General features: G+C 70.6%; 18 protein-coding genes and 1 pseudogene. 12 read left to right on the forward strand and 7 right to left on the reverse strand.

The window, feature by feature from the left end:
- Positions 1-2: 2 nt before the first annotated feature.
- Positions 3-2,615: a DUF6603 domain-containing protein gene (locus D7231_RS01875; RefSeq protein WP_120753108.1), complete on the reverse strand. Its 2,613-nt coding sequence runs from the start codon at positions 2,613-2,615 to the stop codon at positions 3-5.
- 835 nt (positions 2,616-3,450) lie between these two features.
- Here D7231_RS01875 and D7231_RS38400 point away from each other — a divergent pair.
- The gene (locus D7231_RS38400) at positions 3,451-3,858 is read left to right on the forward strand and encodes an alpha/beta hydrolase fold domain-containing protein (protein WP_120753109.1); all 408 of its coding nucleotides are present in this window, start codon (positions 3,451-3,453) and stop codon (positions 3,856-3,858) included.
- Positions 3,812-4,015 (forward strand): hypothetical protein, encoded by a 204-nt coding sequence (locus D7231_RS01885; RefSeq protein ID WP_147449671.1) that lies wholly within the window; start codon positions 3,812-3,814, stop codon positions 4,013-4,015. The genes D7231_RS38400 and D7231_RS01885 overlap by 47 nt, the downstream gene beginning before the upstream one ends.
- Before the next feature lie 446 nt (positions 4,016-4,461).
- On the opposite strand, the gene D7231_RS01890 is transcribed toward D7231_RS01885, so the two are convergent.
- Both D7231_RS01890 and D7231_RS01895 read right to left on the reverse strand, forming a co-directional pair.
- Positions 4,462-4,833 (reverse strand): VOC family protein, encoded by a 372-nt coding sequence (locus D7231_RS01890; RefSeq protein WP_120753111.1) that lies wholly within the window; start codon positions 4,831-4,833, stop codon positions 4,462-4,464.
- Positions 4,834-4,938: 105 nt separating this feature from the next.
- Positions 4,939-5,571 (reverse strand): TetR/AcrR family transcriptional regulator, encoded by a 633-nt coding sequence (locus tag D7231_RS01895; protein ID WP_120753112.1) that lies wholly within the window; start codon positions 5,569-5,571, stop codon positions 4,939-4,941.
- A 137-nt stretch (positions 5,572-5,708) separates the two neighbouring features.
- Between D7231_RS01895 and D7231_RS01900 the strand changes: the two genes are divergently transcribed.
- Complete coding sequence (locus D7231_RS01900) at positions 5,709-6,128, forward strand: DUF6463 family protein (protein ID WP_120753113.1); 420 nt, start codon at positions 5,709-5,711, stop codon at positions 6,126-6,128.
- A 63-nt stretch (positions 6,129-6,191) separates the two neighbouring features.
- Here D7231_RS01900 and D7231_RS01905 read toward each other — a convergent pair.
- A pseudogene (locus D7231_RS01905) lies at positions 6,192-7,148 on the reverse strand (extracellular catalytic domain type 1 short-chain-length polyhydroxyalkanoate depolymerase); the annotation flags it as partial.
- 433 nt (positions 7,149-7,581) lie between these two features.
- Between D7231_RS01905 and D7231_RS36400 the strand changes: the two are divergent.
- The 3 genes from D7231_RS36400 to D7231_RS01915 all read left to right on the forward strand — a co-directional run bounded on the left by D7231_RS36400 (position 7,582) and on the right by D7231_RS01915 (position 10,269).
- The gene (locus D7231_RS36400) at positions 7,582-7,725 is read left to right on the forward strand and encodes a hypothetical protein (protein WP_158673701.1); all 144 of its coding nucleotides are present in this window, start codon (positions 7,582-7,584) and stop codon (positions 7,723-7,725) included.
- Positions 7,722-8,894, forward strand: a complete 1,173-nt coding sequence (locus D7231_RS01910; RefSeq protein ID WP_120753114.1) for a methyltransferase domain-containing protein — start codon at positions 7,722-7,724, stop codon at positions 8,892-8,894. The genes D7231_RS36400 and D7231_RS01910 overlap by 4 nt, the downstream gene beginning before the upstream one ends.
- A gap of 193 nt (positions 8,895-9,087) precedes the next feature.
- Complete coding sequence (locus D7231_RS01915; RefSeq protein WP_120753115.1) at positions 9,088-10,269, forward strand: cytochrome P450 family protein; 1,182 nt, start codon at positions 9,088-9,090, stop codon at positions 10,267-10,269.
- A 52-nt stretch (positions 10,270-10,321) separates the two neighbouring features.
- On the opposite strand, the gene D7231_RS01920 is transcribed toward D7231_RS01915, so the two are convergent.
- The gene (locus D7231_RS01920) at positions 10,322-11,566 is read right to left on the reverse strand and encodes a helix-turn-helix domain-containing protein (protein WP_120753116.1); all 1,245 of its coding nucleotides are present in this window, start codon (positions 11,564-11,566) and stop codon (positions 10,322-10,324) included.
- A gap of 318 nt (positions 11,567-11,884) precedes the next feature.
- Here D7231_RS01920 and D7231_RS01925 point away from each other — a divergent pair, with 318 nt between their 5' ends.
- Both D7231_RS01925 and D7231_RS01930 read left to right on the forward strand, forming a co-directional pair.
- The gene (locus D7231_RS01925; protein WP_120753117.1) at positions 11,885-12,076 is read left to right on the forward strand and encodes a hypothetical protein; all 192 of its coding nucleotides are present in this window, start codon (positions 11,885-11,887) and stop codon (positions 12,074-12,076) included.
- Positions 12,077-12,283: 207 nt separating this feature from the next.
- Positions 12,284-13,204 carry a LysR family transcriptional regulator gene (locus D7231_RS01930; protein WP_120753118.1) on the forward strand — a complete coding sequence of 307 codons (921 nt, stop codon included), beginning with the start codon at positions 12,284-12,286 and terminating at the stop codon, positions 13,202-13,204.
- Between the two features lie 143 nt (positions 13,205-13,347).
- Here the strand turns inward: D7231_RS01930 and D7231_RS01935 are convergent, their stop codons facing one another.
- Entirely contained in the window at positions 13,348-14,937 is a 1,590-nt protein-coding gene (locus D7231_RS01935) for an amino acid adenylation domain-containing protein (RefSeq protein ID WP_120753119.1), read from the reverse strand.
- A 348-nt stretch (positions 14,938-15,285) separates the two neighbouring features.
- Between D7231_RS01935 and D7231_RS01940 the strand changes: the two genes are divergently transcribed.
- Positions 15,286-17,736: a condensation domain-containing protein gene (locus tag D7231_RS01940; protein WP_120753120.1), complete on the forward strand. Its 2,451-nt coding sequence runs from the start codon at positions 15,286-15,288 to the stop codon at positions 17,734-17,736.
- A 66-nt stretch (positions 17,737-17,802) separates the two neighbouring features.
- Here the strand turns inward: D7231_RS01940 and D7231_RS01945 are convergent, their stop codons facing one another.
- Positions 17,803-18,387: a CGNR zinc finger domain-containing protein gene (locus D7231_RS01945; protein WP_120753121.1), complete on the reverse strand. Its 585-nt coding sequence runs from the start codon at positions 18,385-18,387 to the stop codon at positions 17,803-17,805.
- A gap of 278 nt (positions 18,388-18,665) precedes the next feature.
- Between D7231_RS01945 and D7231_RS01950 the strand changes: the two genes are divergently transcribed.
- The 3 genes from D7231_RS01950 (at position 18,666) to D7231_RS01960 (ending at position 23,685) form a co-directional block, all read left to right on the forward strand.
- On the forward strand, positions 18,666-19,970 hold the full coding sequence (locus D7231_RS01950) for an MFS transporter (protein ID WP_241999546.1): 1,305 nt from the start codon (positions 18,666-18,668) through the stop codon (positions 19,968-19,970).
- A 278-nt stretch (positions 19,971-20,248) separates the two neighbouring features.
- Complete coding sequence (locus D7231_RS01955; RefSeq protein ID WP_120753123.1) at positions 20,249-20,530, forward strand: acyl carrier protein; 282 nt, start codon at positions 20,249-20,251, stop codon at positions 20,528-20,530.
- A complete protein-coding gene (locus D7231_RS01960) occupies positions 20,527-23,685 on the forward strand; it encodes a non-ribosomal peptide synthetase (RefSeq protein ID WP_120753124.1) in 3,159 nt (1,052 codons plus the stop codon). Before D7231_RS01955 ends, D7231_RS01960 begins: the two co-directional genes overlap by 4 nt.
- Positions 23,686-23,749: the final 64 nt, after the last annotated feature.

The following is a 23,749-nucleotide window of genomic DNA, read 5'->3' on the forward strand; positions in this document are numbered from 1 at the left end:
CCTCACGAGTGGGCGAGTCGCAGGGGCGGGGAGGAGAAGGCCGCTTCGCGGGCGTAGCGGTCGAGCGCCGCGCCGGCGTCGAGCGGATAGCCGGCGGCGGACAGGGCGGCGAGTGCGGCCCGCCGTGCCGCGGTCTGCTCGGGCGCGTCGACCCGCAGCGCGCCGGTGCCGTCGGCCTCCTCCCGCTCCCCGCGGACCCCGGCGGGGGCCGCGTCCGGGTCGAGCGGCAGGATCCCTTCGGGCAGCGGGGCGTGGTCGAGGCGGCCGCTCCGGCTGGAAGCGGCGGCCCCGGGCAGGCGTGGGGCCGGTACGGCGATGCGCGCTCCGCTGACCAGTCCGCGGACGAAGGGGTCCGCGCCGAGTGCGTCGTCGGCCTTCCCGGCGCCCCACAGCGCGGCCGGCTGCGGCGTGCTGTGGACGCTGACGCTCCAGTCCTGCCAGTGGTCGGCGGGCAGCCGGCGCCAGAGGCCGTCCTCGGTCTGCTTCTCGACCGTGACCGAGAGCGTGACGTCGAGGCCGGTCTTGGCCATCGGACGGATGCTGACCTTGGCGGGGCTGTTCCCCGTCCCGTTCACCCCATCGGTGGGGCGGTTCCCCGTCTCGTCCACCCCGTTGACCGTCAGCGCGGAGGCGGGGAAGGCGGTGCCGACGGTGAAGGCGAAGCCGTCGGCGGAGGCGGTCCAGGTCTCCGGACCGCCCGACGGCGGCGCCTGCGCGGCGTGGTCGGGGTGGAGGCCGTCTACGGGGGCGAGCGTCAGCGGGTGCTGCGGCAGCAGCGTGCGGAACTCTTCCCAGCCGATGGGCGCGGGACCGGTCCTGGGCTCGCCGAAGTCGATCGGGATGGAGATGCCGAGCACCTTCACGTGTGCGGTGCCGCCGAACGGCGGGCCCCACACCGACAGCCGGGCACCCAGAGACGCCTCGCCGCTCCAGCCGAACAGCAGCCACACCTGGGCCGTGATCTCCGCCCACACGTCCACCTCGTAGTGGAACGGCGCCCACTCGACCAGGGCGTCGAACCCGACGTCGACCCGGGCCTTGGCCCACGAGCTGTCGTACCGCAGGTCCAGCCGGCCGCCGGCCATGACGGCCGAGGGGGTCAGCGCGAAGTAGCTGGTGCCCTTCAAGGTCACCGAGGAGCCGGAGGTCCAGTCGACGCCGACCGGGTCCGCCCGCGGGTAGTGGGCGGGCGGGGCGTAGCGCGGGTGGTAGCCGCCGATGGTGAAGACGAAGTCACCGGGGTGGTCGCTGTTCCCGAACCACAGGCGCAGCGCCGCCCCGCCGGTCAGGTGCACGGACCGGTCGAGCAGGAAGCTGTCCGGGGCGAGGCGGGCGTCGACGGCCAGCATGTCCGCGGAGCGCCGGTAGACCGCGGAGATGTCCAGCTCGCCACTGGCGTACGGCTCTCCCATCTTCTTCTCCGGGTCGGGGAACTGGGCCTTGGCCGAGCCCAGCAGCCCCACCACCAGGTCGTCCGGGCCGAACTCGGCGAACGCCAGGGCCTTGCAGTGGACGATCTCGAAGACGTCCGCGTTCAGGCCGAGGGCCAGCCAGGTGCTGCCCTCGTGTGGAGTGATCCAGGCGGGAGCGTCGTCGGTCCCCTCGGTCAGCTCCTTGAGCACGTCCAGCGGCTCGGGCGGCGTGTCCTGGCCCGCTCCGTCGATCCCGCGCAGCAGGGGGAACCCGGCGACCTGGTCGATGGCGGGCACGCGCAGGCTGCTGTTGTAGCCGAAGCCGGCCTTGACGCCGGTGACCCGGAAGGCCGGCGGGCCGCCGAACTTCGCCCCCAGCTCGGCGTACAGGAAGAGCGACCGCGTGCCGTTCTTGAGGCTCTCGTACGCGCCGATCGCCGTGAAGCTCGCACTGGGGGTCTTGATCAGGGCACTGCCCTCGATCAGCCGGTCATAGGGCGAGTCCTCGGTGACCGGCTTGTTCAGGAACGCGCCGGATATCTCCAGCGGCGGCTTACGGAAGGACAGGCTCAGCCCGTCGAGCCGGCCGGAGGGGGTGAAGTCCTTGCCGTCCAGGGGAATGCCCAGACCCAGCCCGTCCACGCCGAGCTCCAGGGGGCCGGCGTGCACTGCGGCGTCACAGAGGACCCAGATCTTCTCGTCCTGGTAGCTGGCGCCCAGGCGCCGCAGGAGCAGCGGGCCGAAGGAACGGTCGAGAGTGACCCATGCGGCGGCGGGAGTTGCGGGGTCGTCGGGTGCGGCTAGTGCTGCTGGGTCGGTGGGTGCGGCTGGTGCCGCCCATGGCCCGGCGGCCGGCGCAGAGTTGAGCAGTTTCGGGTTGGGGGCTCCGTTCTCGCGGCCCTCGGTGGGCTTCGCGCCGGCGAGGCGGAGCATCAGGGGGGTGCGCTGCTCCCCTCCCCACTCGTAGTCCAGGGCCACCAGGGCGCGCCCGCGGGTCTCCTCGGGAAACCTGGGGTGGGTGCCGTCCAGGCGGGAGATCTGTTCGTTGAGCGCCTTCACCTGCTCGGCGGTGAGGGCGTCGGAGGCGACGACGGCTTTCACGCCGGTGATGCCGAGGTCGTGTTCGGGGGAGATGCGGTCGCCGACCAGGGGGAGGTCGCTGAGTTTGGCGGCGAGTCGCGCATCGACGAGTAGGGCGAACAAGAGGCACCTTCCGGGCCGGGAACGGGAAATCGAAGGGGAGGAGAAAAGGATTACGTCTCGGAGCAAGGGCTGTTCGGCATCAGGCCGGCGTCCTCGGTGAGTTCGGTCCTGGCGAGCCGGGTCCGCCTCATCGGCTCCGCGCCCTCTCCACAAGTGCCGCAACGCACAGAGGCACTGGCGATTCCCCTTCTCGCTATATCTTCCGTCGGTCACAGTGCCCCGCCCGGCGGGCGAAGGCCGCGGGCGTCATGGTCGAGCGATGCGAGCCGACAGTCGAGCGGTGAACGCTCAATCATGTTCAAGGATCAACCGAATCGGTTTGTTCAATACTTGACCGAATTACCGGCGATCGACTACGCGCAAAGCAGGCGATGATGCAACGTCATAAATCTATGCGCACACCTGATCCGCAAGCCAATTGCCGGTGTGTGGTGTGCTTCACATGTGCCCGTCGGTCCCGTTCCGGGATGGCCCTGCGACGGCTCGCGCGGCTGTCGCCGCGGTGTCATCGAAATTTTCACGAAGGGATTTCTGGGCTATCGTCAATACGGCCCGCCCGGCAGGGGCCGGGCCGCCGGCGCGTCTGCGGGTCTCCTGGGAACCCGCTAGGAATCCGCGCATGCAGGCGAGTTGGCGCCTCCTTCGGTGTCTGCTGTTTCCGTCGGCGACTTCGCCGCGGCAACCGGAGGTTCGGGGGCACCTGGTGAGTGCCATCGCCGCCTCCCGAATGCGGGGCAGGTCCGACAGGACGGCCAGGGCCTGACCGTGACCCGACTGCGCGTCACCCTGTCACGCGGGGGCTGGTCGCTCGGTCGCGGCCGCAGGCCGAGGGCGTGTGTCCGGCGGTGGTGTTTTTTCACGGGGTGGCTGGATTGTCGGCGACCTGGACACCCACGACAACGTATGCCGCCGGCTGTGCCGCGACCTGGAGGCGGTGGTGGTCAGCGTCGGCTACCGGCTCGCCCCCGAGCATCCCTTCCCGGCCGGGTACGACGACTGCCTGGCCGTCGCCCGCCATGTCGCGGCTCATCGCGCCCGGTTCGGCGGGGGCCCGCTCGCGCTGGCCGGGGACAGCGCGAGCGCTGACTTCGCCGCGGCGGTGGCACTGGCCCTGCGCGACGACGGCACCCCGGTCGCGGCCCAGCTCCTCGCCTGCCCTGCCACCGACCTTCAGTGGCCGCACCGCGTATCCCTCGATGGTGGAGAACGCCACCGGGCACCTGCTGACCGCAGCCGAGTGTGAGAACGACATCCAGCCGTACACCGGCGGCGACCCCGCCGGGCTCATCCACGGTTTCCTCAACTACGACACCCTCGTCCCCGCAGCCGACGCCGCCGTCACCCGGATGTACAACGACTTCCACGAGCTCGTCCACGGCGCAGCAACGCTGGGGCAATGAGTTGATCCTCGACGGCCGGCCTGCTCCAAACGAGTGAACGCAGTCACTCACACGAGGGTAGCCAGTCAATGAGCGTGGACCGAGAGCGGCGCGGGTGAGACAACGGCATTGCAGGCCGTCCAGGAGACGAGTTCACCTCACTCCCGGCCAAAAGGAGTCGACATGCGTCGTATCGCTATCGTTGTTTTCGCGACTCTTCTCGGTATCTCCCTGACGGGACTTGCGGGGCCGGCTGTGACCGCAGCCGAAGCCGCACCCACAACCGTCACGGCTAACCAATGCATGTTGGGGGGCGGAGACGTTGTCGTAGTCTCACCCACCCTGAAAATCTGTTCCGGTGGTATTTTCAACGGCCAGATCGTTAAGGGCTAATAGTTGTGTCGTGGATAATGCGGCGCGCTATCCCATGTCTTCAGTCTCGATTCGAAGCCCACTGAACCTGTCCGTCAGCCTCGGCAGATGCAGAAGGGGTGACCGGCCGGATCAGTGAGAACCCGCGCTGCGGCGGCATCATGAGGCTGGTGATCGGGCTTGCCCGCGCCCAGCTCCAGCAGCCGGGCCTCGGCTTCGTCCAGATCTACGACGTCGAAGCAGAGGTGCATCTGCTGGGGAACGGTCTGGTCAGGCCAGCGCGGCGCCCGGTAGCCGTCGACCCGTTGAAAGCCGATGAAGAGCCCGTCCGCACGGCTGAGACCCGCGAAGTCGGCGTCTGACTTCGGATGAGGTTCGAAGCCTGCGGCTTGCTGATAGAACGCCGCCAAAGCCGGCGGATCAGGGCAGTCGAGCGTAATCGCAACCAGCTTCATCTGTAGGGACATGGCACCTCCGGCCGGCCAGTGGACGTTCGTATCGAACACCCTGATGAACACCCTAGAGACAACTGCCTATGACTGAATGGGAAACCGGTAAGGAGAACGGCCCTGTCAGCGCGGCTCGTTGGCCCTGGCGGGGTCGCTGTGGCGCCGGTCGGCCAGGGCGGTGATTCCTGCTGCGGCGGCGGTGACGAGGTCGGTGACCATCGCGTCGTCGACGGGCAGTTTGATGATGTACAGGGCGGATGCCAGGGAGCCGAGCAGCAGTAGGTGGGCCATGGCGGGGTCGACGGTCCCGGCCAGCTCGCCGCGGGCCACGGCCTGTTCGATGATTTCGGCGAAGGCGGCCTGTTCGGCGGCCAGGAAGGTGTCCTGGAACCGGGTTTCCAGTTCGGGATTGACGGCAATTTCGCTGATCAGGGCGGGCGCCAGCTGTCGGGCCGCCGGGGCGGCCATGCGGATGTGAAACGCGCGGACCAGCGACAGCAGGTCCCCGTGCAAGGAGCCGGTGCCGGCCAGGGGAGGCGGCTGCTGGTCGTACATGGTGGCAGCGAACGCCAGCTCGGCCTTGGAAGCATAGCGGCGGTAGATCGCCGCCTTGCCCACCCCGGCGCGCGCCGCGATCTGATCGACGGTCAGAGCCGGGTAGCCGACTTCGTCGATCAACTCACGCGTTGTCCGAAGGATCTTGTCATCAACGCGACTGTCTCTGGGGCGTCCACCCCGTTGCCTTCTCGCCGTCATGCCTGCACTATACGGAACGAGAGTATCGAAACCGTAGTACCGGAACTATGGTTTGAAGATCTCGTGCTCCTGTTCCGCAGAGACAACCGCGGCGAAGCCGCACTGCGCGGGCTTCGCGACGAGAACGGAGAACTCGAATGATCAAGTGGGCCGGCTGGATCATCACGTTTTTCGGAACCGCACACACGCTCCTCGCCCTGACGGCGGAGAGGGCCGCGCGCCACGCCGGAACATGGTTCAGCGGCGGACTCTGGAGCGAGGACCTTGCCGACATGAGTCCGGCGGGCAGCGCGTACTGGCTGAGCCTGGAAAGCTTCGGCATACCGCTCGCTCTGGTCGGCCTGACGGTGCTGTGGCTGGACCGCCGAGGCATCACCCCGCCGGCATTCATCGTCTGGACGCTGGCGGGCTGGACCGTCGTCGACGCTGTGGTCCTCCCGTTCACGCCCTGGCCGCTCATCGGGCTCGCCTGCGCCCTGCTGCTGATCGGAGCCCGCCGCGCCCGCAGCGCCCGCCAGGACAGCCCCGCGCCCAAGGCCGGGCTTCCACGAGCGTGAACATAGGACGCGCCAATGACGGTGGCATGTCGGTGTGAGGCTCCAGCAAGTTCGTCGCTACGAGCCGTCCAGGCCCCAGAACCGGGCCGTGTAGTAGCTGGAGCAGAGGGAGTTGAGGTAGTAGGTACCGCTGGTGCCGCACTGATCGGAGCCGTTGCCGGGGTTGACCGCAAGTCCGTGGCCCATGCCGGTGACGGTGTACACCTGCACGGCAGGCCTTCCGGCGGTGTCGTTGTAGGTGTCCAGGATGGTGTTGCCGGGGAGGGGCCGGGTGCTGGAGGGCGTCTGGCTGATTCCCTGGACGTTGGTCCACTGGTCACGCAGTTCGGTGGCGTTGGCGGGCGCGACGGTGGTGTCGGCGGTGCCCTGCCAGATCGCCAGGCGTGGCCAGGACGTGGTGCCGCCGGGGGCCGAGGCCCGTACCAGGTCGCCCCATTGCGCGGGCGTCTTGTTCGGCGGGCTGAACATGCAGGTGTAGGCGGCGATGACGGAGTCGGCGCAGTGGGCGGGGATGCCGGAGTCGATGGCACCGCCGGCGAACACGTCGGGGTAGGCGGCGAGCATGTCCGCGGTCATCGCACCGCCGGCGGACAGCCCGGTGATGTAGACGCGGCGGGTGTCGCTGCCGTACTGGGCGACGGCCTTGTCGACCATCTGCTTGATGGACAGTGACTCGCCCTGGCCGCGCGCGGCGTCGCCGGGCTGGAACCAGTTGAAGCAGGAGTTGACGTTGTTGGCACTGCTGGTCTGGGGGAAGACCAGGGCGAAGCCGTACTGGTCGGCGTACTTGGGCCAGCCCGAGTGGCTGTAGTAGTCGTTCGCGCTCTGGGTGCAGCCGTGCAGGGCGATGACGAGAGGGGCGTTGGCGGGCAGGCCTTGGGGAGCGTACGTGTACATGGACAGGTTGCCGGGGTTGGACCCGAAGCGCGTGACCTGGGTGAGACCGCTGCCGGCGGACGCGGGCGGTGCGGCGCTGAGCAGGCCCGCGGCGAGCGCGAGGACCGCGATCGCGGTGGACATCCAGCGGCGGCTGCCTCGTGCCGGGCTGTGGGTGATGGGCTGCTGTGCCATGGACTACTCCTTGGCCTGGTGACATCGCCTCGGGGGCCGGTGCTGGTGCTGGTGCCGATGTGACGAGCAGCATGCGGCGGTCATTCCGGTTCGGATATGTGCGGGGCATCCAGGCTTCGTTCCGGTGTTGTGTGACGGCTCGCTAGGCGGCTCGCCATGACGTCCTCCATGGCCGACGACTTCCGGACCGGCTCCAGCCGATCGTCCTGTGCCATCACGCTGCCGGCCTACGACGGCCTACGACGGCCTACGACGGCCTACGACGGCCTACGACGGCCTACGACGGCCTACGACGGGCCTCGGGGCATCTACCGCAACCGCCGCGATTGCGCCAGACTGCGCCCCGTCCACCGGTCTCACCGACACGAGAGGGAGCAACGCCATGGCAGGCAGGCACTCCGGCGGGAACGCGCAGCAGGAGGACTGGGACCCGGACAAGCACGGCGGCAGCGGCAGCGGTGAGCCGACGTCCGACGGCAGCACTCCGCAAGGCAGCGGCGACCACCGTAAGGACGACGACAAGTGACACCACGGTTCGCCGCGCTCCGGGCCGCGTGCACGGACGATCTCGCGGCGAAGGGCTACTTCGACCGTGCGCCGTGGGTACGCGACGCGGTCTTGACGGTCGAGCGAGAACGGTTCGTCCCGCGCGACGTCTGGGTGTGGACCAAGGACGGCTACCGCGCCCTCTCCTGCGGCAAGGAGCCGGAGGAGTGGGCGAAGGCCGTCTATGACCCCGTCAAGGCGGTCGTCACCCAGATCAACGACGGAAAGGACACCCCCTCCACCGCGGAGGGGGCGGAGGGGTTCGTGTGCGGCTCCGCGACGTCGTCCGTGTCCGCGCTGGACATCGTCTGCATCAAGCTCGGGCACCTCGACCTCGGCCGCGGGCACAAGGTCCTCGAAATCGGCGCCGGCTCGGGCGTGAACACCGCGCTCCTGGAAGAACGCGCGGGACCGGGGAACGTCGTCACGATCGAGCTGGACGAGGCCCTGGCCGAGCTGGCCCGGCACAACCTGTTCGCTGCCGGGTACACGGCTCGGGTGGTGTGCGGCGACGGCGAGGAAGGTTACGCCGACGGCGCCCCGTACGACCGGCTGATCTGCACCGCGTCGGCCCGGTCCATCCCCCGGGCCTGGCGTGAGCAGGTGCGCCCCGGCGGGATCATCCTCACCCCGTACGGGACGCTCTTCTCCAACAGCGGGCTCCTGCGCTTGACCGTCGGCGCCGACGGCACGGCCGAGGGCCGGTTCGTGCACACTGCTGCGTACATGTGGCTGCGCGCGCACCGGACGCCCGGCGGCCGGCCCCCGAACGTCGGCGCCGAGCGGCTGTCGGCGTCGCCGGCGGACCCGGACAAGGTGCTGGACGGCGACTGGCACGCTGACTTCACCGTCGGGCATTTGGTTCCCGGCCTGATGATGCAGCGCATCGTCGGCGACGAACCGCGCATCCTGCTGTGGGACGGCGAGCAGTCGTTCGCGTCCGTGTGCTGCGACGGCTGGGACGAGAGCGACAGCGTCATGCAGCAGGGCCCGAGGTCCCTGTGGGAGGAGGTCGTGGCGGCCCGGGAATGGTGGGACGAGCAAGGTCGCCCGGAGATCACCCGGTACGGGCTGACCGTCACGGGGGACGGCGAGCATCACGTGTGGCTTGACGCTCCGGAGCACCGCCTGCCCCAGGGCGGGGCCTGAGGCATGCCGTTCACTACCAGGGCGTGCGCCCTGGTAGTTCGCTGGGTAGCCGCGCCTAAATGCGTACCCAAGCGCATTGCTTGACCAGTCTTTGACCCACCTTCATAAGGTAATGTGCTGGCAAAGGGATGGCTGTATCCGTCGAGCCCGGACCGGGCCGCGGCAGACCCGGCGGAGCAGCAAGGAGATCACAATGAGCGACCCGCTGTCGTGCCCGGAGTTCCTCCAGGACCCCTACCCCTTCTACGACGAACTCCGGGCGGCAGCGCCTGTGCAGCAGGTGACCGCCGGATCCGGCGGCAGGCCCGGCTACCTCGTCACCGGCTATGCCGAGGCGAAGACGGCCTTCACACACCCGGGACTGTCCAAGGACACCGCCCGGTTCTTCGCCGGCCGCTCCTCCGGCCGCAGCCTTCACCCCGCGGTCGCCCGCACCATGCTCGCCACCGACCCTCCCGAGCACACCCGCCTGCGCCGCCTGGTGACCAAAGCGTTCACCGCGGGCGCCGTGACCCGCCTGCGCCCATACGTCCAGCACACCGTCGACGGCCTCCTCGACGCCCTTCCCAAAAACGGTGAAGCCGACCTTGTCGCCGGCCTCGCCATCCCGCTGCCGGTCACGGTCATCTGCCAGCTGCTCGGCGTGCCCGAGGCCGACCGGGACCAGGTGCGCACCTGGTCGAACGACCTGTTCGCCGCCGGGCAGCCCCAACGGATCGACGCTGCCTCCCACGCAGTGGCCGGATACATGGCCGATCTCATCGAGGCCAAGCGTCGCGTCCGGGACGACAGCCTTCTGCACGACCTCATCACCGCCAGGGACGAAGGCGAACAGCTCACCGAGGACGAGCTCGTCTCCCTCGCCGTTCTCCTGCTCGTCGCCGGCCATGAAACCACCACGAACTTCATCGGTAACGCCGTGCTGGCTCTCCTCCAGCACTCCGCCCTCCTCGACCGCGTACGAAGCGATCCTGAAAAAATCGGCACCCTGCTGGATGAACTGCTGCGCTACGACTCGCCGGTCGGCATCGCCACCTTCCGGTACAGCACTCAAGCGATCACCCTCGGCGGGGCCGAAATCCCCGCCGGTGTACCCGTGCTCATCTCGCCCGGAGCAGCCAACCGAGACCCTGCCCGATACCCGGCGCCCAACCGTCCCGACGCCGATCGCGACGCCAGGGGCCATCTGGCATTCGGCTACGGAATCCACCGTTGTTTGGGCGCGCCGCTGGCTCTGGCCGAGACGGAGACCGCCCTCCGCACGCTCCTGACCCGGCACCCTGGACTTCGCCTCGCGGTAGCGCCCGAAGAGCTGCGGTGGCGTTGCACGCGGCTCATGCGGGGCCTGGAATCCCTGCCGGTGCTCACGCAATAGCTCGATCCCCTCACCCGATGCCCTCACTCGGCAGGCCCCGCCCTCCCCGGAGTCAGGAGCCCGCCGAGTCCAAGGGGCCGTGGGTGTGTTCCAGGGCCTCGGCGAGGATGCGCCAGATTTCTGCGGACAGGTCTACGTTGCACGCCCTGTGGGCTTCTTCGCCGAGTTCCTTGAGCTGTTGCAGGCCGTTCCTCAGCCGGCCCTCCGTGATCAGCAGCCGCGCGTCGAGAACTCCGAGGCGGATGCGGTCCCTGTAGGTCAGGAGCAGTTCGTCCTGGTGCAGTTCGTCCAGGAGGGCGCGGGCGTCGGTGAAGCGCTGGTCCTCGAAGGCGAGGTGGGCCTTGAGGGTCAGGAGTTCCTGGGCGAGCAGGGGAGTGCAGGCGAAGGCGAGCGCCGACTCCGCCTCCTTGAGGCGCTCGGCGGCGGTGCCGGTGCGAGGCGGCGCGCTCTGGAGGGACAGGGAAGCCGCTGCCAGTCGCAGGCGGATCCACAGCGTGAGGTCGGAGTAGCTGTCGAGCCCGTCGATGGCGCGCTCCAGGTACTCGCCGGCGGCCTGTTGATCGCCCTGCCGGAACCGTACCGTCGCGGCAGACCACAAGGCTTCGGCCTTGAGGGTTCCGTTGCGGTCTCCGATCAGCTCGATCAGCTCGTCGACGTGGGCGCGTGCGTCGGGGAGGCGGCCCTCTTCGGCCTCGGCGGAGACCAGCACCATCAGAGCGGCACCGGTGTCGGAGACCGAGAGGCGGGATTCCTTGGCGATGCGGACGGCACAGCTCGCGACGTTGATGGCCCGGTTCACCTCGCCGGTCGAGCGCAGGCAGCGGGCGAGCGACACCCAGGCCCGGCACCGCAGTTCGGGCAGGCCGAGTTCATCGGCGATCCGGCTCAGCTCTTCGAGGCAGACGAGCTCCCGGGTCTTGTCGCCGCGCTTGTTCCACCGGCGGGCGACCATCCAGAGCGCCTGCCAGCGCAGGAGCGGGTCGGTGCAGTCCGTGCGGTCCGTGCGGTCGAGGCAATCCAGGAGCGCGTCCATGGCCTCCTCGCACTCCGCGGAGGCGGCGATGCTCAGGGCCTGGGCGAGGGTCGTTCCGCTCGGGGGCATGTCGAAGGCGCTGAGGTCGACGTCCAACCGCTTCGCCAGGTAGGTGACGACGCGCTCGGTGGGCGGCCGCGCGCCTGATTCGAGGCGCGACAGATAGCCTGTGGAGATTCCGTCACCCACGAGTGCAGCCTGGGAAAGCCCACGCATGCGCCTCAGTTCCTTGAGACGTTGCCCGAATCGCGGCTGTTCTAGCATCCGAATCCCATTATTCAGGGTGTTCAACGGTGTTCCCCCGTGGCGGACGGGACGTCCCGTCGCCGTAACGGGGAGTCGATCCCCGCAGGGAAGTGTAGAAGTGATCATGGAAGGTTGGCAACTGCTTTGCCCGCCCTGTACTTGAGTTTCACCCCGGCCCATGCTCGATGCGGATCTTGACTTGTCAGTTCTTGGCAAGTCGTTGCCATGCTGAACTGGCCAACACTACGATCCAGTTCAGCAGCCGGCACCGCAGGGTTGTCTTCCCTTCCCTCTCCTTAGCGGCCCGGTTTTCTGTGCTCTCTTACTGGAGAAAACGTGAACAAGTCCGTCCGCAGACTGCTCATCGGTGTTCCCCTCCTTCTCGCCCTGTCATCCGCGGCCTTCACCGCGGCAGACATTGACTGGCCGGCCTCGGGCAACGGCACCACCCCACCGGCCCCCGCCGGCATCGTGGCGGCGGGTCCGTCCGCCCACGACATCGACTGGCCGACGCCTGGCGAACGGTAGAGGAGTCGCCTCCGCGTAAAGCGAGCAGTACGGGCATATCAACTACCGCAGAATGCAGAATCAAGCGAGATGGGGGAGATTGGCGTGATTCGATTCAGGATGTGTGCTCGTGTACGCGCCACGCCGGAGATGGCCGGGCGTGGCACCGTCTCCGACGGCAACGGCACGAGTAGTACCGGTTCCACCGCGGTGTTCGTGAGCTGACCGATGAACATCAAACATCTCTGCGCGTTCTTGGCGGTCGCCGAGGCCGGCAGCTTCACCGAAGCGGCCCGCCTCCTGGGACTCGCCCAGCCGACGGTCACCGCTCGGATCAAGGCCCTTGAGCAGACGCTCGAAACGTGCCTCCTCCACCGTACGGCCGAGGGAGCCCGGCTCACCCCCGCAGGCCGCCGGCTGCACCGTTACGCGCGCCGCATCGTACGGCTCAGCGAACTGGCCCTGGAGTCCGTATCGGGCCCCGCCGGTACCCCGCCCTCGCTGGTGATCGGTGCCGCCGAGTGCCTCACCACCTACCGGCTGATCCCGGTCATCGAGTACCTGCACCTCAGGCACCAGGCGCTCGAGGTGTCACTGCGGTCGCTGAGCGACGACGCGGTGTCGCTCGTGCGCGACGAGCAGGTCGACTGCGCGTTCTTCATCGGCTCCCGCACCACGGCGGAGGACGTCAACCACCTTGTGCTGCGCCCCGAACGCCTGACCCTGGTGGCTCACCCGTCGCACCCGCTGGTCGGCGCACCCGTACGGTCCACCGCGGACCTCGCCCCCCACACCGTGGCCTGCGCCCACCGGGGGAGCGGCTACCAGCACAGCTTCGAGACCGCGCTGGCCGAAGCGGGGGGATCGGGTGCCGGCATCCTCGCCCTCGGCTCGGTGGACGCGGTCAAGCGCAGCGTTGGTGAGGGCATCGGCATGGCGCTGTTGCCCACCGTCGCCGTCGCTGAGGAACTTCGGCTCGGGCAGCTGCGGTGCATCGACTGGCAGCCGCCGTTCGAGGTCTTCTCCCAGTGCGTGTGGCGCCGCGGCCTTGAGGACAACCCCCTGTTCCGCACGGTGCTCGACGCGGCGCAGCAGGTGATGGAAGAGCAGGAGGCGCCGTTAGACCGCGAGCTGGAGCCGGCCTGCTGAGTACGCGAGACCTGCTGAGGACGCGAGGCACGCCCGGCCGAATGCCTCCGGCCGCAGCAGAATGACGACCGGGTTCCCGCGGAGGGAGCCCGGTCGTCGCATGTCCGCCGGGGAGGACGGGAGCGGACAAAGTAAAGAGCGGATCAGGCGGCGGCCGACGGCTTCTCCGTGACGAGCATGGCGGCCAGAACTCCCCGGTCCACCTTGCCGTTCGCGTTGAGGGGCAGCGCGTCCAGCGCGGTGATGCTTCCCGGCACCATGTACGCGGGGAGCCGCTCGCCGAGTCGCTCAAGGAGGACTTCCGTGTCCTGTACGGAACCGGTGTACGCGGCCGCGAGGCCGGTCTCGCCGTCGGGGCCGTGCAGGGCGACCACGACGGCTTCCGTCACCCCGGGCTGCGCGAGCAGCGCGGACTCGATCTCGCCGAGCTCGACGCGGTATCCGCGGATCTTGAGCTGGTGGTCGAGCCGCCCGAGGTGGACGAGCACGCCGTCGGCGGTCGTCACACGGTCGCCCGTGCGATACCAGTGCCGGGATGTGAGCGGCTCCGAGCCGTCATAGGGACGAGCCCGGCCCCCGTCTCTCTCCCCGTCCCTCTCCTCATCGAAGGAGAAGAACCTGCCCGCATTGTCGGCCGGGTCCAGATATCCGGGGAACCGCTGCGAGCCGCGTACGCACAGCTCGCCCTCCTGGGCGGGCCGGCCGGCCTCGTCGACGACGAGGTGCTCCTGCCCTGGGTAGGGAGTGCCGATGGGAACGGTTCCGTTGGACGGCCGGGGCCAGTCCTCCGTGCGCGCGGGCAACCGGAACTCCGTCCAGGTCACGGTCATTTCCGTGGGGCCGTACGTGTTCTCCAGCGTGGCGTGCGGGGCCGCGGCGCGCCAGGCCTCCGCGTGGGTCACGGTCAGCGCCTCACCGCAGAACAGGCTCCAGCGCAGCGTCGGCATGGAGCCGGGCTCCAGCGCGCGCAGCCGCAGGGCGATGGAGGCCACGGACGGGACGGAGTTCCAGTGGGTGATGCGCCGGCGGTTGACGAACCGCACCGGCGAGAGCAGTTCGCGCTTGCCCGGCACGACGAGCGTGGCACCGGAACCCCACGCGGCGAACATGTCGTACACCGACGGATCGAAGGTCAGGTCGAACGTCTGGGAGACGCGGGCGCCCGGGCCCAGTTCGTAGCGCGGAATGACGTGGCCGAGAAAGGCCGAGACGTTGCGGTGCGTGATGGGCACGCCCTTGGGCCGTCCCGTCGAGCCCGAGGTGAACAGGATGTAGGCGAGGTCGTCGGGCCCGGCCGCGGACTTCGGGAGCGTGGGCACGGGGCCCGTGCACAGTCCGGCCATCCGCTCGGCGGAGACGCGCAAGACCGGAACGGGCATCTCCGCGTGGCCGGGCGCGCTCTCCTCGGCGATGACGAGATCCAGGCGTGCGTCGCGCGCGATCGTCGCGTTGCGGGACGCGGGGAAGGCCGGGTTGAGCGGCACGACCGTGGCGCCGAGCCGCTGCACGGCGAGGTACCCGGCGTACGCGGTCGTGCTCCGCGCCGCCAGCAGGCCGACCCGGGACGGGACGCCGCCGTGCTCGGCGACGAGCTCGCCCGCCAGCCGGTGGGCGGCGGCGTCGAGTGCGGCGTAGGTCAGGTGCTCCCCGGCGACTTCGAGTGCGGTCCGCCGGTCGCCGTGCTCGGCGACGGAGCCGGCGAACCAGTCGTACATGGTCCAGGTGGCGTTCATGGTGTCCGGTCCTCTTCCGTGACGCGTTCCGTGACGCCTCCCGTGGCGCGTTGCGGGGTGCTTCGCGCGGCGGCGCACTGCAAGGGCGCGGGAACTGCCGGCGCCGGTAAAAGGGAAGGGAATTGATGCCGAGGGCGTCGCGAGGATGGTATTTATACGCGGCCGAAATCCGTCAAGGGCAGGTGTGCCGGACCGGGCGCGGCCATAGAGAATCCGAATCCCGTGTTTGCCGTCGCCGCCCTCCTGCGGCGATCATGCCGCTGCCCTCTCGATTCCGTGCAGACGGCTGTATGCGGCTGTACACGGCTCACACGGCTGTACACGGCTCCCGATTCCCGGTGAGGACCCATGACTCCGGCACCCGAAGAACTCCCCAGTTCGCCCGCTCAGGAAGCCCTGTGGTGGATTCAGCACCGCGCTGAGCGCAAGGACCTCTACAACCTCACCTGGCGGCTTCGGGTGAACCGGCTCGACCGGGCGGCCCTGGCCGCGGCCTGGCAGCTCGTCGTGGACCGGCACGAGGCCCTGCGCACGGGCTTCGCCCGCCGTGGAGAGGCGGTCGTGCAGCTGATCCACGCCACCGGCGAGGGGACGCTGCAAGAGGTGGGCTGGGACGAGGCGCCCGGCGACCGAACGCCCGAGGCGCTGCTCGATGACGTGGCCGCACAGTTCCACGCGGCACCGTTCGACCTGGAATCCGTGCCGCTGGCCCGGCTTGCGCTCGTCGCCGCGGGTCCCGTCGAGGAACTGCTGGTCACGGTGCACCACTCGATCCTTGACGGCTGGGCGCTGCAACTGGTGATGGACGACCTGAAGGCCGCCTACGAGGCGGTGCTGGAGCGCGGGCCGGGTCTCGACGCCGCGCAGGTGTTCCCGGAAGCGGCCGTGCCGTACCGGGAGTTCGGGCAGCAGGCCCGGACCGGTCCGCGGGCCGTCAGCGACCGTGCGTTCTGGACCGGGCAGCTGCGCGGAGTGAAGGCGGCCGCACTCGTGCCCGACGGCCCGTCCGGAACACACTCCTCCGGAGCGGCGCTGCGGCACCGGCTCTCCGGCGGTGCCCGGGCGGCCGTCGCGGCCGTCGCCCAGCGGGTGGGCTGCACGGCCTTCGCGGTGCAGCTCGCCGCGGTCCGCGCGGTGCTGGCCCGGGGCGGGGCATCGGGACGGACCGCCCTCGGTGTCGTCGTGGCGAACCGCATGAGCCCGGAGGACCAGCGGCGCGTCGGGTACTGCGCCAACACGGTGCTGCTGCCGGACGCGGTCACGGACGACGAGGGCTTCGACGACGTCGTCGGCCGTGCGCGGGACGGCCTCTGGGGGAGCCTGCCCTACCAGCACGTCGGCTTCTCCGAGGTGTTCGCAGAGCTGTCCGCGAAGGACCGGGCGGCCCTCGGCTCGACGCCTCCCGTGCTGATCACCCACCACGGAGGAATAGGCTCCGGGCTCTCGCTCGGCCACGAGCCGGCACAGCTGCTGCCCAGCCCCTCGACCAGCGCACGATGCCAGCTCCTAGTCGGCATCTTCGAGGAAGGGGGGCACACCGTCCTGGAGATCGAGTACGACACGGACCAGCTGCGGGAGAGCACCGTACGGGCCTTCCTGAACGACATCGAGAGCGTGCTGCTCGCTTCGGCCTCCCCGGGCGTGCTCGTCCGTGACCTCCAGGTCTCCTCGCGGTCCGCCGCGGGCGTCCCCGCGCTGCCGCAGAGCGCCGCCGCCCCCGAACGCGCCGCGTCATCCGCCGAGCCCGCCGCTGACGTGCTCGCCCACTGGCAGCGCGTGCTCGGCACGGACGTGCGCATGGACGACGACTTCTTCGACGCGGGCGGGCACTCATTGCAGGTCCTCGAACTCGTCGCCCTGGTGGAGACGAACACGGGCCGGCAGCTGGACGTGGCGGAGTGGCTCGACGAACCCACACCGCGGCGGATGGCCGAGCTGCTCGCACCGGCCGGAGCGGACGCGCCGGGCAGCGGCCCGGCCGTCGCCCGTGACAGCGGACCCGTGACCATGCGGGACGGAGAGCCCGGCGGCCCGCACCTGCACCTGGTCCACGGTGCGGGCGTGGGCAGGATCCCCTACCGCGCCCTGGTCGACGCGCTGCCCGCCGACTGGCGGGTGACCGTCAGCGAGGACGACGGTACGGGCGCGACGACCGTCGAGAGCGAGAGCGACGGTGCGGGCGCGACGACCGTCGAGGCCATGGCGGAGCGCTACCTCGAACCGCTGCTCTCCGACGGGCGGCTGCCGGACCTGCTGGGCGGCTGGTCCATGGGCGGGCTGCTGGCCCACGCGATGGCGGCCGGGCTCAAACGGCGCGGCCATCGCTGCCCGCCGCTCCTCCTGCTCGACTCGCCCACCCCCGGCGCCTTCAGCGATCCCGACCGGGGCGATCTCGACGCCTTCGCGCGCAACGTGCTGCGCGCCGCGGACGCGGCGGTGCGGCCACCGGACCGGCTGCACCTGGAGCAGCGGGCCGAGCGGGGCATCGGTGTGCTCGCCGCGCTGCTGCGGGCCGCCGGGGGCGAGGCACCGGCCGAGGCGCTGCACGCCCGGTACACGTTGCACGCGCGGCACGTGGCGGCCATGAGCCGGTACCGGGACGCGGCCGTCGCCGACGCCCCGGGGCTGCTGGTGGCCGCCGATCTGACCGACGAGGACGTGGCGCGGTGGCAGCGTCTTTTCACCACTGAGCCGGTGACGGTGCGCCTGCCCACCGACCACTACGCACTGCTGCGGGGCGACGCCGTCCGCCAGGTCGCCGACCTCGTGGCCAAGCTGCTGCCGGCCACGGTCCGCTGACGGCGGCGCTCCTGCGACGCGCGACGGGGCGGATCCGTAAGACCGGGCCGGCCTGCCTGAGATCCCTCAGGCGGGCCGGCCCGTCGACGTTGCAGCCTGCTTCGCGCTGTACCGGCGGGCCTTGGCGCGGTTGCCGCAGATGCGCATCGAGCACCAGCGGCGGCTGCGGTTCTTCGAGACGTCCCAGAAGACCCAGGCGCAGCCGTGCTCGGCGCAGCGCTTGAGCCGGGCCGCCTCACCGGTGACGGTCAGCTCGCTCCAGGCGATCGCGAGGCCGGCCAGCGCCTTCCTGACCGGCGGCAGCCCGGGGACGGGGGAGAGGGCGGGGGAGGGGGCGCCGCCGTCGCCGGTGCCGCGGCGGACGGTGATGAGCACGGGCAGTTCGCGCAGTGCGTCGTCGGCGCCGGCCAGGAGTGCCGTATCGGCGGTGTCGCCCACGTGGACGCCCAGCTCCTCGCGGATGCCGGTGCGCAGGCGCAGGCACAGGGCGTGGTCCTCGGCGCCGACCCGGCGGCCGCGGTCGAGCAACCCCTGGTCGGCCAGCCAGGCGGAGAGTCCGCCCGCCGTGTCGAGCTCGTCGGTTCCGAGCTCCACGTCGACGGTGTTGGCAAAGGCTTCGATCAACCGGGCCGAAGCCGGGGCTTCGAGCATGAGCCACCTCCTAGGAAGGTCACCAGACTACATCCGGCTAACCGGCTAAAAGATTGACCGGGTAGCGGAGGCGGTCCGCGCTGTGCCAGACTCGACCCCTCGGTGATCACCAGTAAAGCCGTTAGACGGTTAGGGGACGACTGATGAGTGACCAGGTCCAAGCGACTCGCGTGGATGAGCGTGCTGAGGAGCCCGCCCCGCGTCACGCCGCGGAGCCCGTCTCACAGCACACCGTGGAGTCCGCCCCGCGGCGCCCCGCGGACTCCGTCCCGCAGCACATCGCGGATTCCGCCGCCGAGCCCTCCGCGCGCCAGGGCACGCGCAACACCGTCGTCCTCCTGGTCTTCACCGCGATCACCAACCTCGCCGACGGCGTCACCAAGATCGCCCTGCCGCTCCTCGCGACCCAAGCCTCCGGCTCCCCGGCCCAGGTCTCGGCGGTCTCCCTCACCCTGTCCCTGCCCTGGCTGCTGGCGGCCCTCCACGTCGGGGTGCTGGTCGACCGCGCCGACCGCCGCCGCCTGCTGTGGGCGGCCAACGGCCTGCGGCTGCTGGCGCTCGGCGCGCTGATCCCGGTCGCGGCGGACGGGGGCATCACCATCCCCGTGCTCTGCGCCGCCGGCGCGGTGCTCGGCGTCGCCGAGGTCATCGCGCTCACCGCGGCCTCGGCCCTCATCCCGGCGCTGACCCCGCCGGAGGGCCGCGAACGCGCGAACGCCTGGATCGCCGGGGCCGAGACCGTCTGCAACGAGTTCTGCGGCCCCTTCGTCGGAGGCCTCCTCCTCGCGGCCGGCACCGGCCTCGCCCTGGGCGTGACCTGGGTGTCGTACCTGGCCGCCGCCTTCGTCCTGATCCTGCTCGCCGGACGCTTCCGCGCAGCCCGCCCGGCCACGGCCACGGCCACAGTCGCGGCCACGGCCACGGCCACGGAGACGCCGGCGCCGGCGCCGGCGCCCGAGAGCGTCAACCAGCAGATCGCGGGCGGACTGCGCTACCTGTGGCGGAACGTGCTGCTGCGCACCATGGCCCTGATCCTGACGGTCCTGTGCGCCTGCTGGGGCGCCTGGCTGGCGCTCATGCCGCTGTTCGCCACCGACGTCATGGACGTCACCCCCCGCGAGTACGGCGCGATCCTGAGCGCCCTGGGCATCGGCGGCCTGGTCGGCGCCCTCGCCGTCACCCGGGTGAACCGGCTCTTCGGCCGCCGCTGGGTGATGTTCGCCGATCTGGTCGGCACCTTCGCGATGATGGCCGTGCCGGCGCTGACCACCAGCGTCTGGGCGGTCGCCGCCGCGGCCTTCGCCGGCGGCATGGGCGGCACGCTGTGGACGGTGAACTCCCGGACCATCGCGCAGCACCTCGTCCCCGACGGAATGCTGGGCCGCTACAACGCCGTGAGCCGCCTCTTCAGCTGGGGCGCCATGCCCATCGGCGCCGGCCTGATGGGACTGCTGGCCGAATGGCTCGGCCTGCGGCTCGCCTTCGCGGTCTTCGCCGCCTCGGTCGCCGTCACCATCCTCCCCTTCCTGCGCGTCCTGACGCGCCACGCGCTGGCGGAAGCCTTCGCCGAGGAGCGCGCGTAACGCACGGCGGCGCGCCGGGCCCCCGAAGGGCACGGCGCCGCGCAACGACACAGCCCCTCCCCTCCGAAGAAACGACATAGCACCTCCCCTCCGAAAAGAGGAGGCCGGAACCACCGGCCTCCTCTTTTCCATTGAAAAATCCTATGGCAACTCCCGTGCACGGCGCCCCATCAACTCTGTCGATGGGAGTGCAGATCTCCGGTTGACCCTCCTTCGGAAATTCCTGAATGATCAGCCGGGCGTCATCAAGAGCGACCGTTGCCTGAGGAGTCTGCGTAATGAACCGTACGGACGACGTGACCGACGGGGAAATCATCTCGGTTATCAGAAGGCACGTGCGCGTGCCTTTCGAAAGCCATTCCCTGCTGGCCGAGGCCGGACTGGATTCACTGTCCGTCCTGCGGATCGCCAGTGAACTGATACCCGACCCGGACCAGGAAATCGACCCCACCGGACTGGCCGCGGTCCGCACGGTCGGCGACCTCCGGCAGTGGCTGCACGGCCTCCTCTCCTCCACCGCGGCAGAAGGTCTCCGATCCTCCGTGGAGAGCGTCCGATGACCGTCGCACCGCAGCTCGCCACGCTGCCGCTGACCGGCGCCCAGCAAGGGCTCCTCGTCGTGCACCGCACGGTGCCCGTACCGCACCTCTACAACGTCGTGGCCGAACTGGAACTGGACCCGGAACTCACCCACGACCACCTCGGCACGGCGCTCACCGCAGTCCTGGCCGTCCAGCCCGCGCTCCGCCTCGCCGTACGCGAACGGCCCACTCCGCACGCGACCCTGGGCACGGTCCCCGACCAGGCCCCCCTGCACACCGAGGCCACCGGCACGGCGCACTTCGCCGCACGCCGCGCGGAACTGCTGGCCGAACTCGGCGCCACCGTCTTCGACCTCGCACAGGCCCCGCTGCTGAAGGCCGTCCTGCTGCACACCGACGACCGCTCCCGCGCAACGCTGCTGCTGGTCGTGCACCACCTCGTCTTCGACGGCTTCTCGCTGCGCCAGTTCGTACGCGACCTCGACGCCGCCCTGCGCGGCGACCTCGACACCGAGCGCGTGCGCACCGCCCGCGAACGCGCCCTGCACCGGGAGCTGGCCGCACAGGTCGCGGCCGCCGACGGCGACGACGTCGAGCAGGCGGCCGCCGGCCTCGCCGAACGCCTGCGCGCCGTGCCCGCCACCGTCCTCAACCCCCGCCCCGGCCGGCCCGCCGGCACCGGCTTCACCGGCGCACGCCACGAGATCCGGCTCGCCCCCGAGAAGTCACGAGCCCTCGACGACCTCTGCTCGGCGCTCGGCGTCAGCCCGTTCGTGTTCTTCTCGGCCGCCTACGCGGCACTCCTCGCCCGGCACTCGGCCAACACCTCGGTCGTCTTCGGCACCCCCGTGATGGCGCGCCGCACCCTGGGCTCCTTCGACCTGTGCGGCTTCTTCGTCAACACGCTCCCGCTCGTCGTCGACGTCCGCTGGGACCAGCGCTTCGACACCTTCGTCAAGGAGACGGTCCAGGCCGAGGCGGACCGGGTCAGGAGCAACGCCGCCGTCTCCTTCGACCGCATCGTGCGCCACGCGGACCCGGACCGTACGACCAACCGCAACCCCGTCTTCTCCTGCATGCTCGCCATGCAGGACGCGACCGGCGCGGAGCCCGGCTCACCCGTCCGCCGCGTACGCGAACACGGCAACGGCACCGCCAAGTTCGACCTCTGGCTGGGCGTCACCCCCGGCCCCGACGGCTGGCTCCTGGAGCTGGAGCACGACCGCGAGCTCCTGCCCGAACCGCTCGCCCACGCCCTGGCCGACTCGCTGACCACCCTGCTGGCCCGGGCCGTCGAACACCCCGGGACCGTGCTGGCGGACCTCTTCGCCGACGCCCCCCTCGCCGACTCCCATGCCCACGACGGCTACTGGCGCCGGCCGCCCCACCCCGGCCTGCACCGCTGGGTGCACGCAGCCATGACCCGGCGCCCCGGCGCGATCGCCGTCGAAGAGGACGGCCGCTCCCTGACCTACGGCGAGCTCGACGCGCTCGTCCGCTCCGCCGCGGCAGGGCTGGCCCGGCGCGGCGCCGGCCCCGGCACCGTCGTCGGCCTCACCACGCCGACGCTCGTGGACACGGTCGTGGCCGTCCTGGCCACGCTCGCCCGGCGCGCGGTCTTCCTGCCCCTGGACCTGACCCTGCCCGCCGACCGGCTCGCGTACATGACCGAAAAGGCCGGCTGCCGGCTGGTCATCGGCCGCGGACCGGTCGACGGCACCGAGGTGGTGACCCTGCCCGAACTGACCGCAGCGGGCGGACAGGACGGCCCGGACCCCTCGCCGCACGGCGAAGGAAGCGCCGAGGACGGGGTGTACATCATGTTCACCTCCGGCTCCACCGGCCGCCCCAAGGGCGTCCTGATGGACAACGGCCCGCTGGTCAACCTCACCGCCTGGCAGCTCGACGCGCTGGAGATGGGCGAAGACACCCGCTTCCTGCAATACGCGCCCCTCGGCTTCGACGTCTCCTTCCAGGAGATCCTGCCCACCCTCATCGCCGGCGGGACCCTTGTCTCCCGCGAGCCCGCCGACCGCAGGGACCTGCCCGCGGTCCTCGCCCGGGTGCGCGCCCACCGGGTCTCCCACGTCTACCTCCCCGTCGCCGCGCTGCGCCCCTTCACCCGGGCCGCCCAGGACTCCGGGGACGACCTGCCCCACCTGCGCTACCTGTGCGTCTCCGGAGAGCAGCTCCTCCTCGACGACGGCATCCGGCGCTTCTTCGCCGACCGCCCGCACATCCGCCTGGTCAACCTCTACGGCCCCACCGAAACCCACGCCGTCACCACGCACCGGCTCACCGCCGACACGCAGCCGTGGCCCTCCCACGTCCCCATCGGCCACCCCATCACCCACGTGAGCGCCCACGTGGTGGACGCCACCGGCCACCTCGCCCCCCGCGGCGTGCCCGGCGAGCTCCACCTCGGCGGCGCCTGCCCCGCGCAGGGCTACGTCAACGACGCTCAGCGCACGGGCGAACGCTTCCTGCACGACCCCCGCGCCGGGCAGGACGGCGCCCGCATGTACCGCACCGGCGACCAGGTGCTGCGTGACGAACACGGCACCCTGCTCTTCCTGGGCCGCGACGACGACCAGGTCAAGATCCGCGGCTACCGCGTCGAGCTCGGCGAGCTGGAAACCGCGGCCGCCGCTCACCCCGGCGTACGCCTCACCGTGGCCGCCGTCCTCGGAGACGGAGCCGACCGGCAGCTGATCCTGTTCTTCGTACCGGAGGCCGGCAGCGCAGCTCAGCCCGACGACGTCCGCCGGCACGTGGCCGGCGCGGTCCCGGGCTACATGGTGCCCTCCCGGATCTTCGCGATCGACTCCGTGCCCACCACCCGCAACGGCAAGGTGGACCGCACGGCCCTCCTCAAGGAGGCCGGGCAGGCCATCCGCGAGGAGGCCGACCGCTCCGGAACCGGGGCGGTCACGACGACCGACGACCCGCTACAGGCCTGGCTCCAGGAACTGTGGGGCAAGCTGCTCGGACGCACCGACGTCCCTCTCGACCGCTCGCTCCTGGCCTACGGCGCGCACTCGCTCAACGTGATGACCGCCCGCGCCGCGATCGAAGAAGAGCACGGCGTGCAGATCCCGGTCCTCGACTTCTTCCGCGACCCCACCATCCGCGCCCAAGCGGCATGGATCAGCACGGCACGCGGCGGACAGTGACGCAGCCCCCCGCCCCGATGCACGCCTGCTCATGGAGCTCACCCGGCGACCGGGCCCGCCGAAC

The organism is Streptomyces klenkii (genome assembly GCF_003626645.1).
In the GTDB taxonomy this organism is placed as follows: Bacteria; Actinomycetota; Actinomycetes; order Streptomycetales; family Streptomycetaceae; genus Streptomyces; species Streptomyces klenkii.

Bases quoted from the DNA above. Each gene is read 5' to 3' on its own strand.
- D7231_RS01885 (WP_147449671.1), top strand. From the start codon at position 3,812: ATGGTGGAGAACGCCACCGGGCACCTGCTGACCGCAGCCGAGTGTGAG.
- D7231_RS01890 (WP_120753111.1), bottom strand. From the start codon at position 4,833: ATGTCCCTACAGATGAAGCTGGTTGCGATTACGCTCGACTGCCCTGAT.
- D7231_RS01895 (WP_120753112.1), bottom strand. From the start codon at position 5,571: ATGACGGCGAGAAGGCAACGGGGTGGACGCCCCAGAGACAGTCGCGTT.
- D7231_RS01900 (WP_120753113.1), top strand. From the start codon at position 5,709: ATGATCAAGTGGGCCGGCTGGATCATCACGTTTTTCGGAACCGCACAC.
- D7231_RS36400 (WP_158673701.1), top strand. From the start codon at position 7,582: ATGGCAGGCAGGCACTCCGGCGGGAACGCGCAGCAGGAGGACTGGGAC.
- D7231_RS01915 (WP_120753115.1), top strand. From the start codon at position 9,088: ATGAGCGACCCGCTGTCGTGCCCGGAGTTCCTCCAGGACCCCTACCCC.
- D7231_RS01920 (WP_120753116.1), bottom strand. From the start codon at position 11,566: ATGCTAGAACAGCCGCGATTCGGGCAACGTCTCAAGGAACTGAGGCGC.
- D7231_RS01930 (WP_120753118.1), top strand. From the start codon at position 12,284: ATGAACATCAAACATCTCTGCGCGTTCTTGGCGGTCGCCGAGGCCGGC.
- D7231_RS01935 (WP_120753119.1), bottom strand. From the start codon at position 14,937: ATGAACGCCACCTGGACCATGTACGACTGGTTCGCCGGCTCCGTCGCC.
- D7231_RS01940 (WP_120753120.1), top strand. From the start codon at position 15,286: ATGACTCCGGCACCCGAAGAACTCCCCAGTTCGCCCGCTCAGGAAGCC.
- D7231_RS01945 (WP_120753121.1), bottom strand. From the start codon at position 18,387: ATGCTCGAAGCCCCGGCTTCGGCCCGGTTGATCGAAGCCTTTGCCAAC.
- D7231_RS01955 (WP_120753123.1), top strand. From the start codon at position 20,249: ATGAACCGTACGGACGACGTGACCGACGGGGAAATCATCTCGGTTATC.
- D7231_RS01960 (WP_120753124.1), top strand. From the start codon at position 20,527: ATGACCGTCGCACCGCAGCTCGCCACGCTGCCGCTGACCGGCGCCCAG.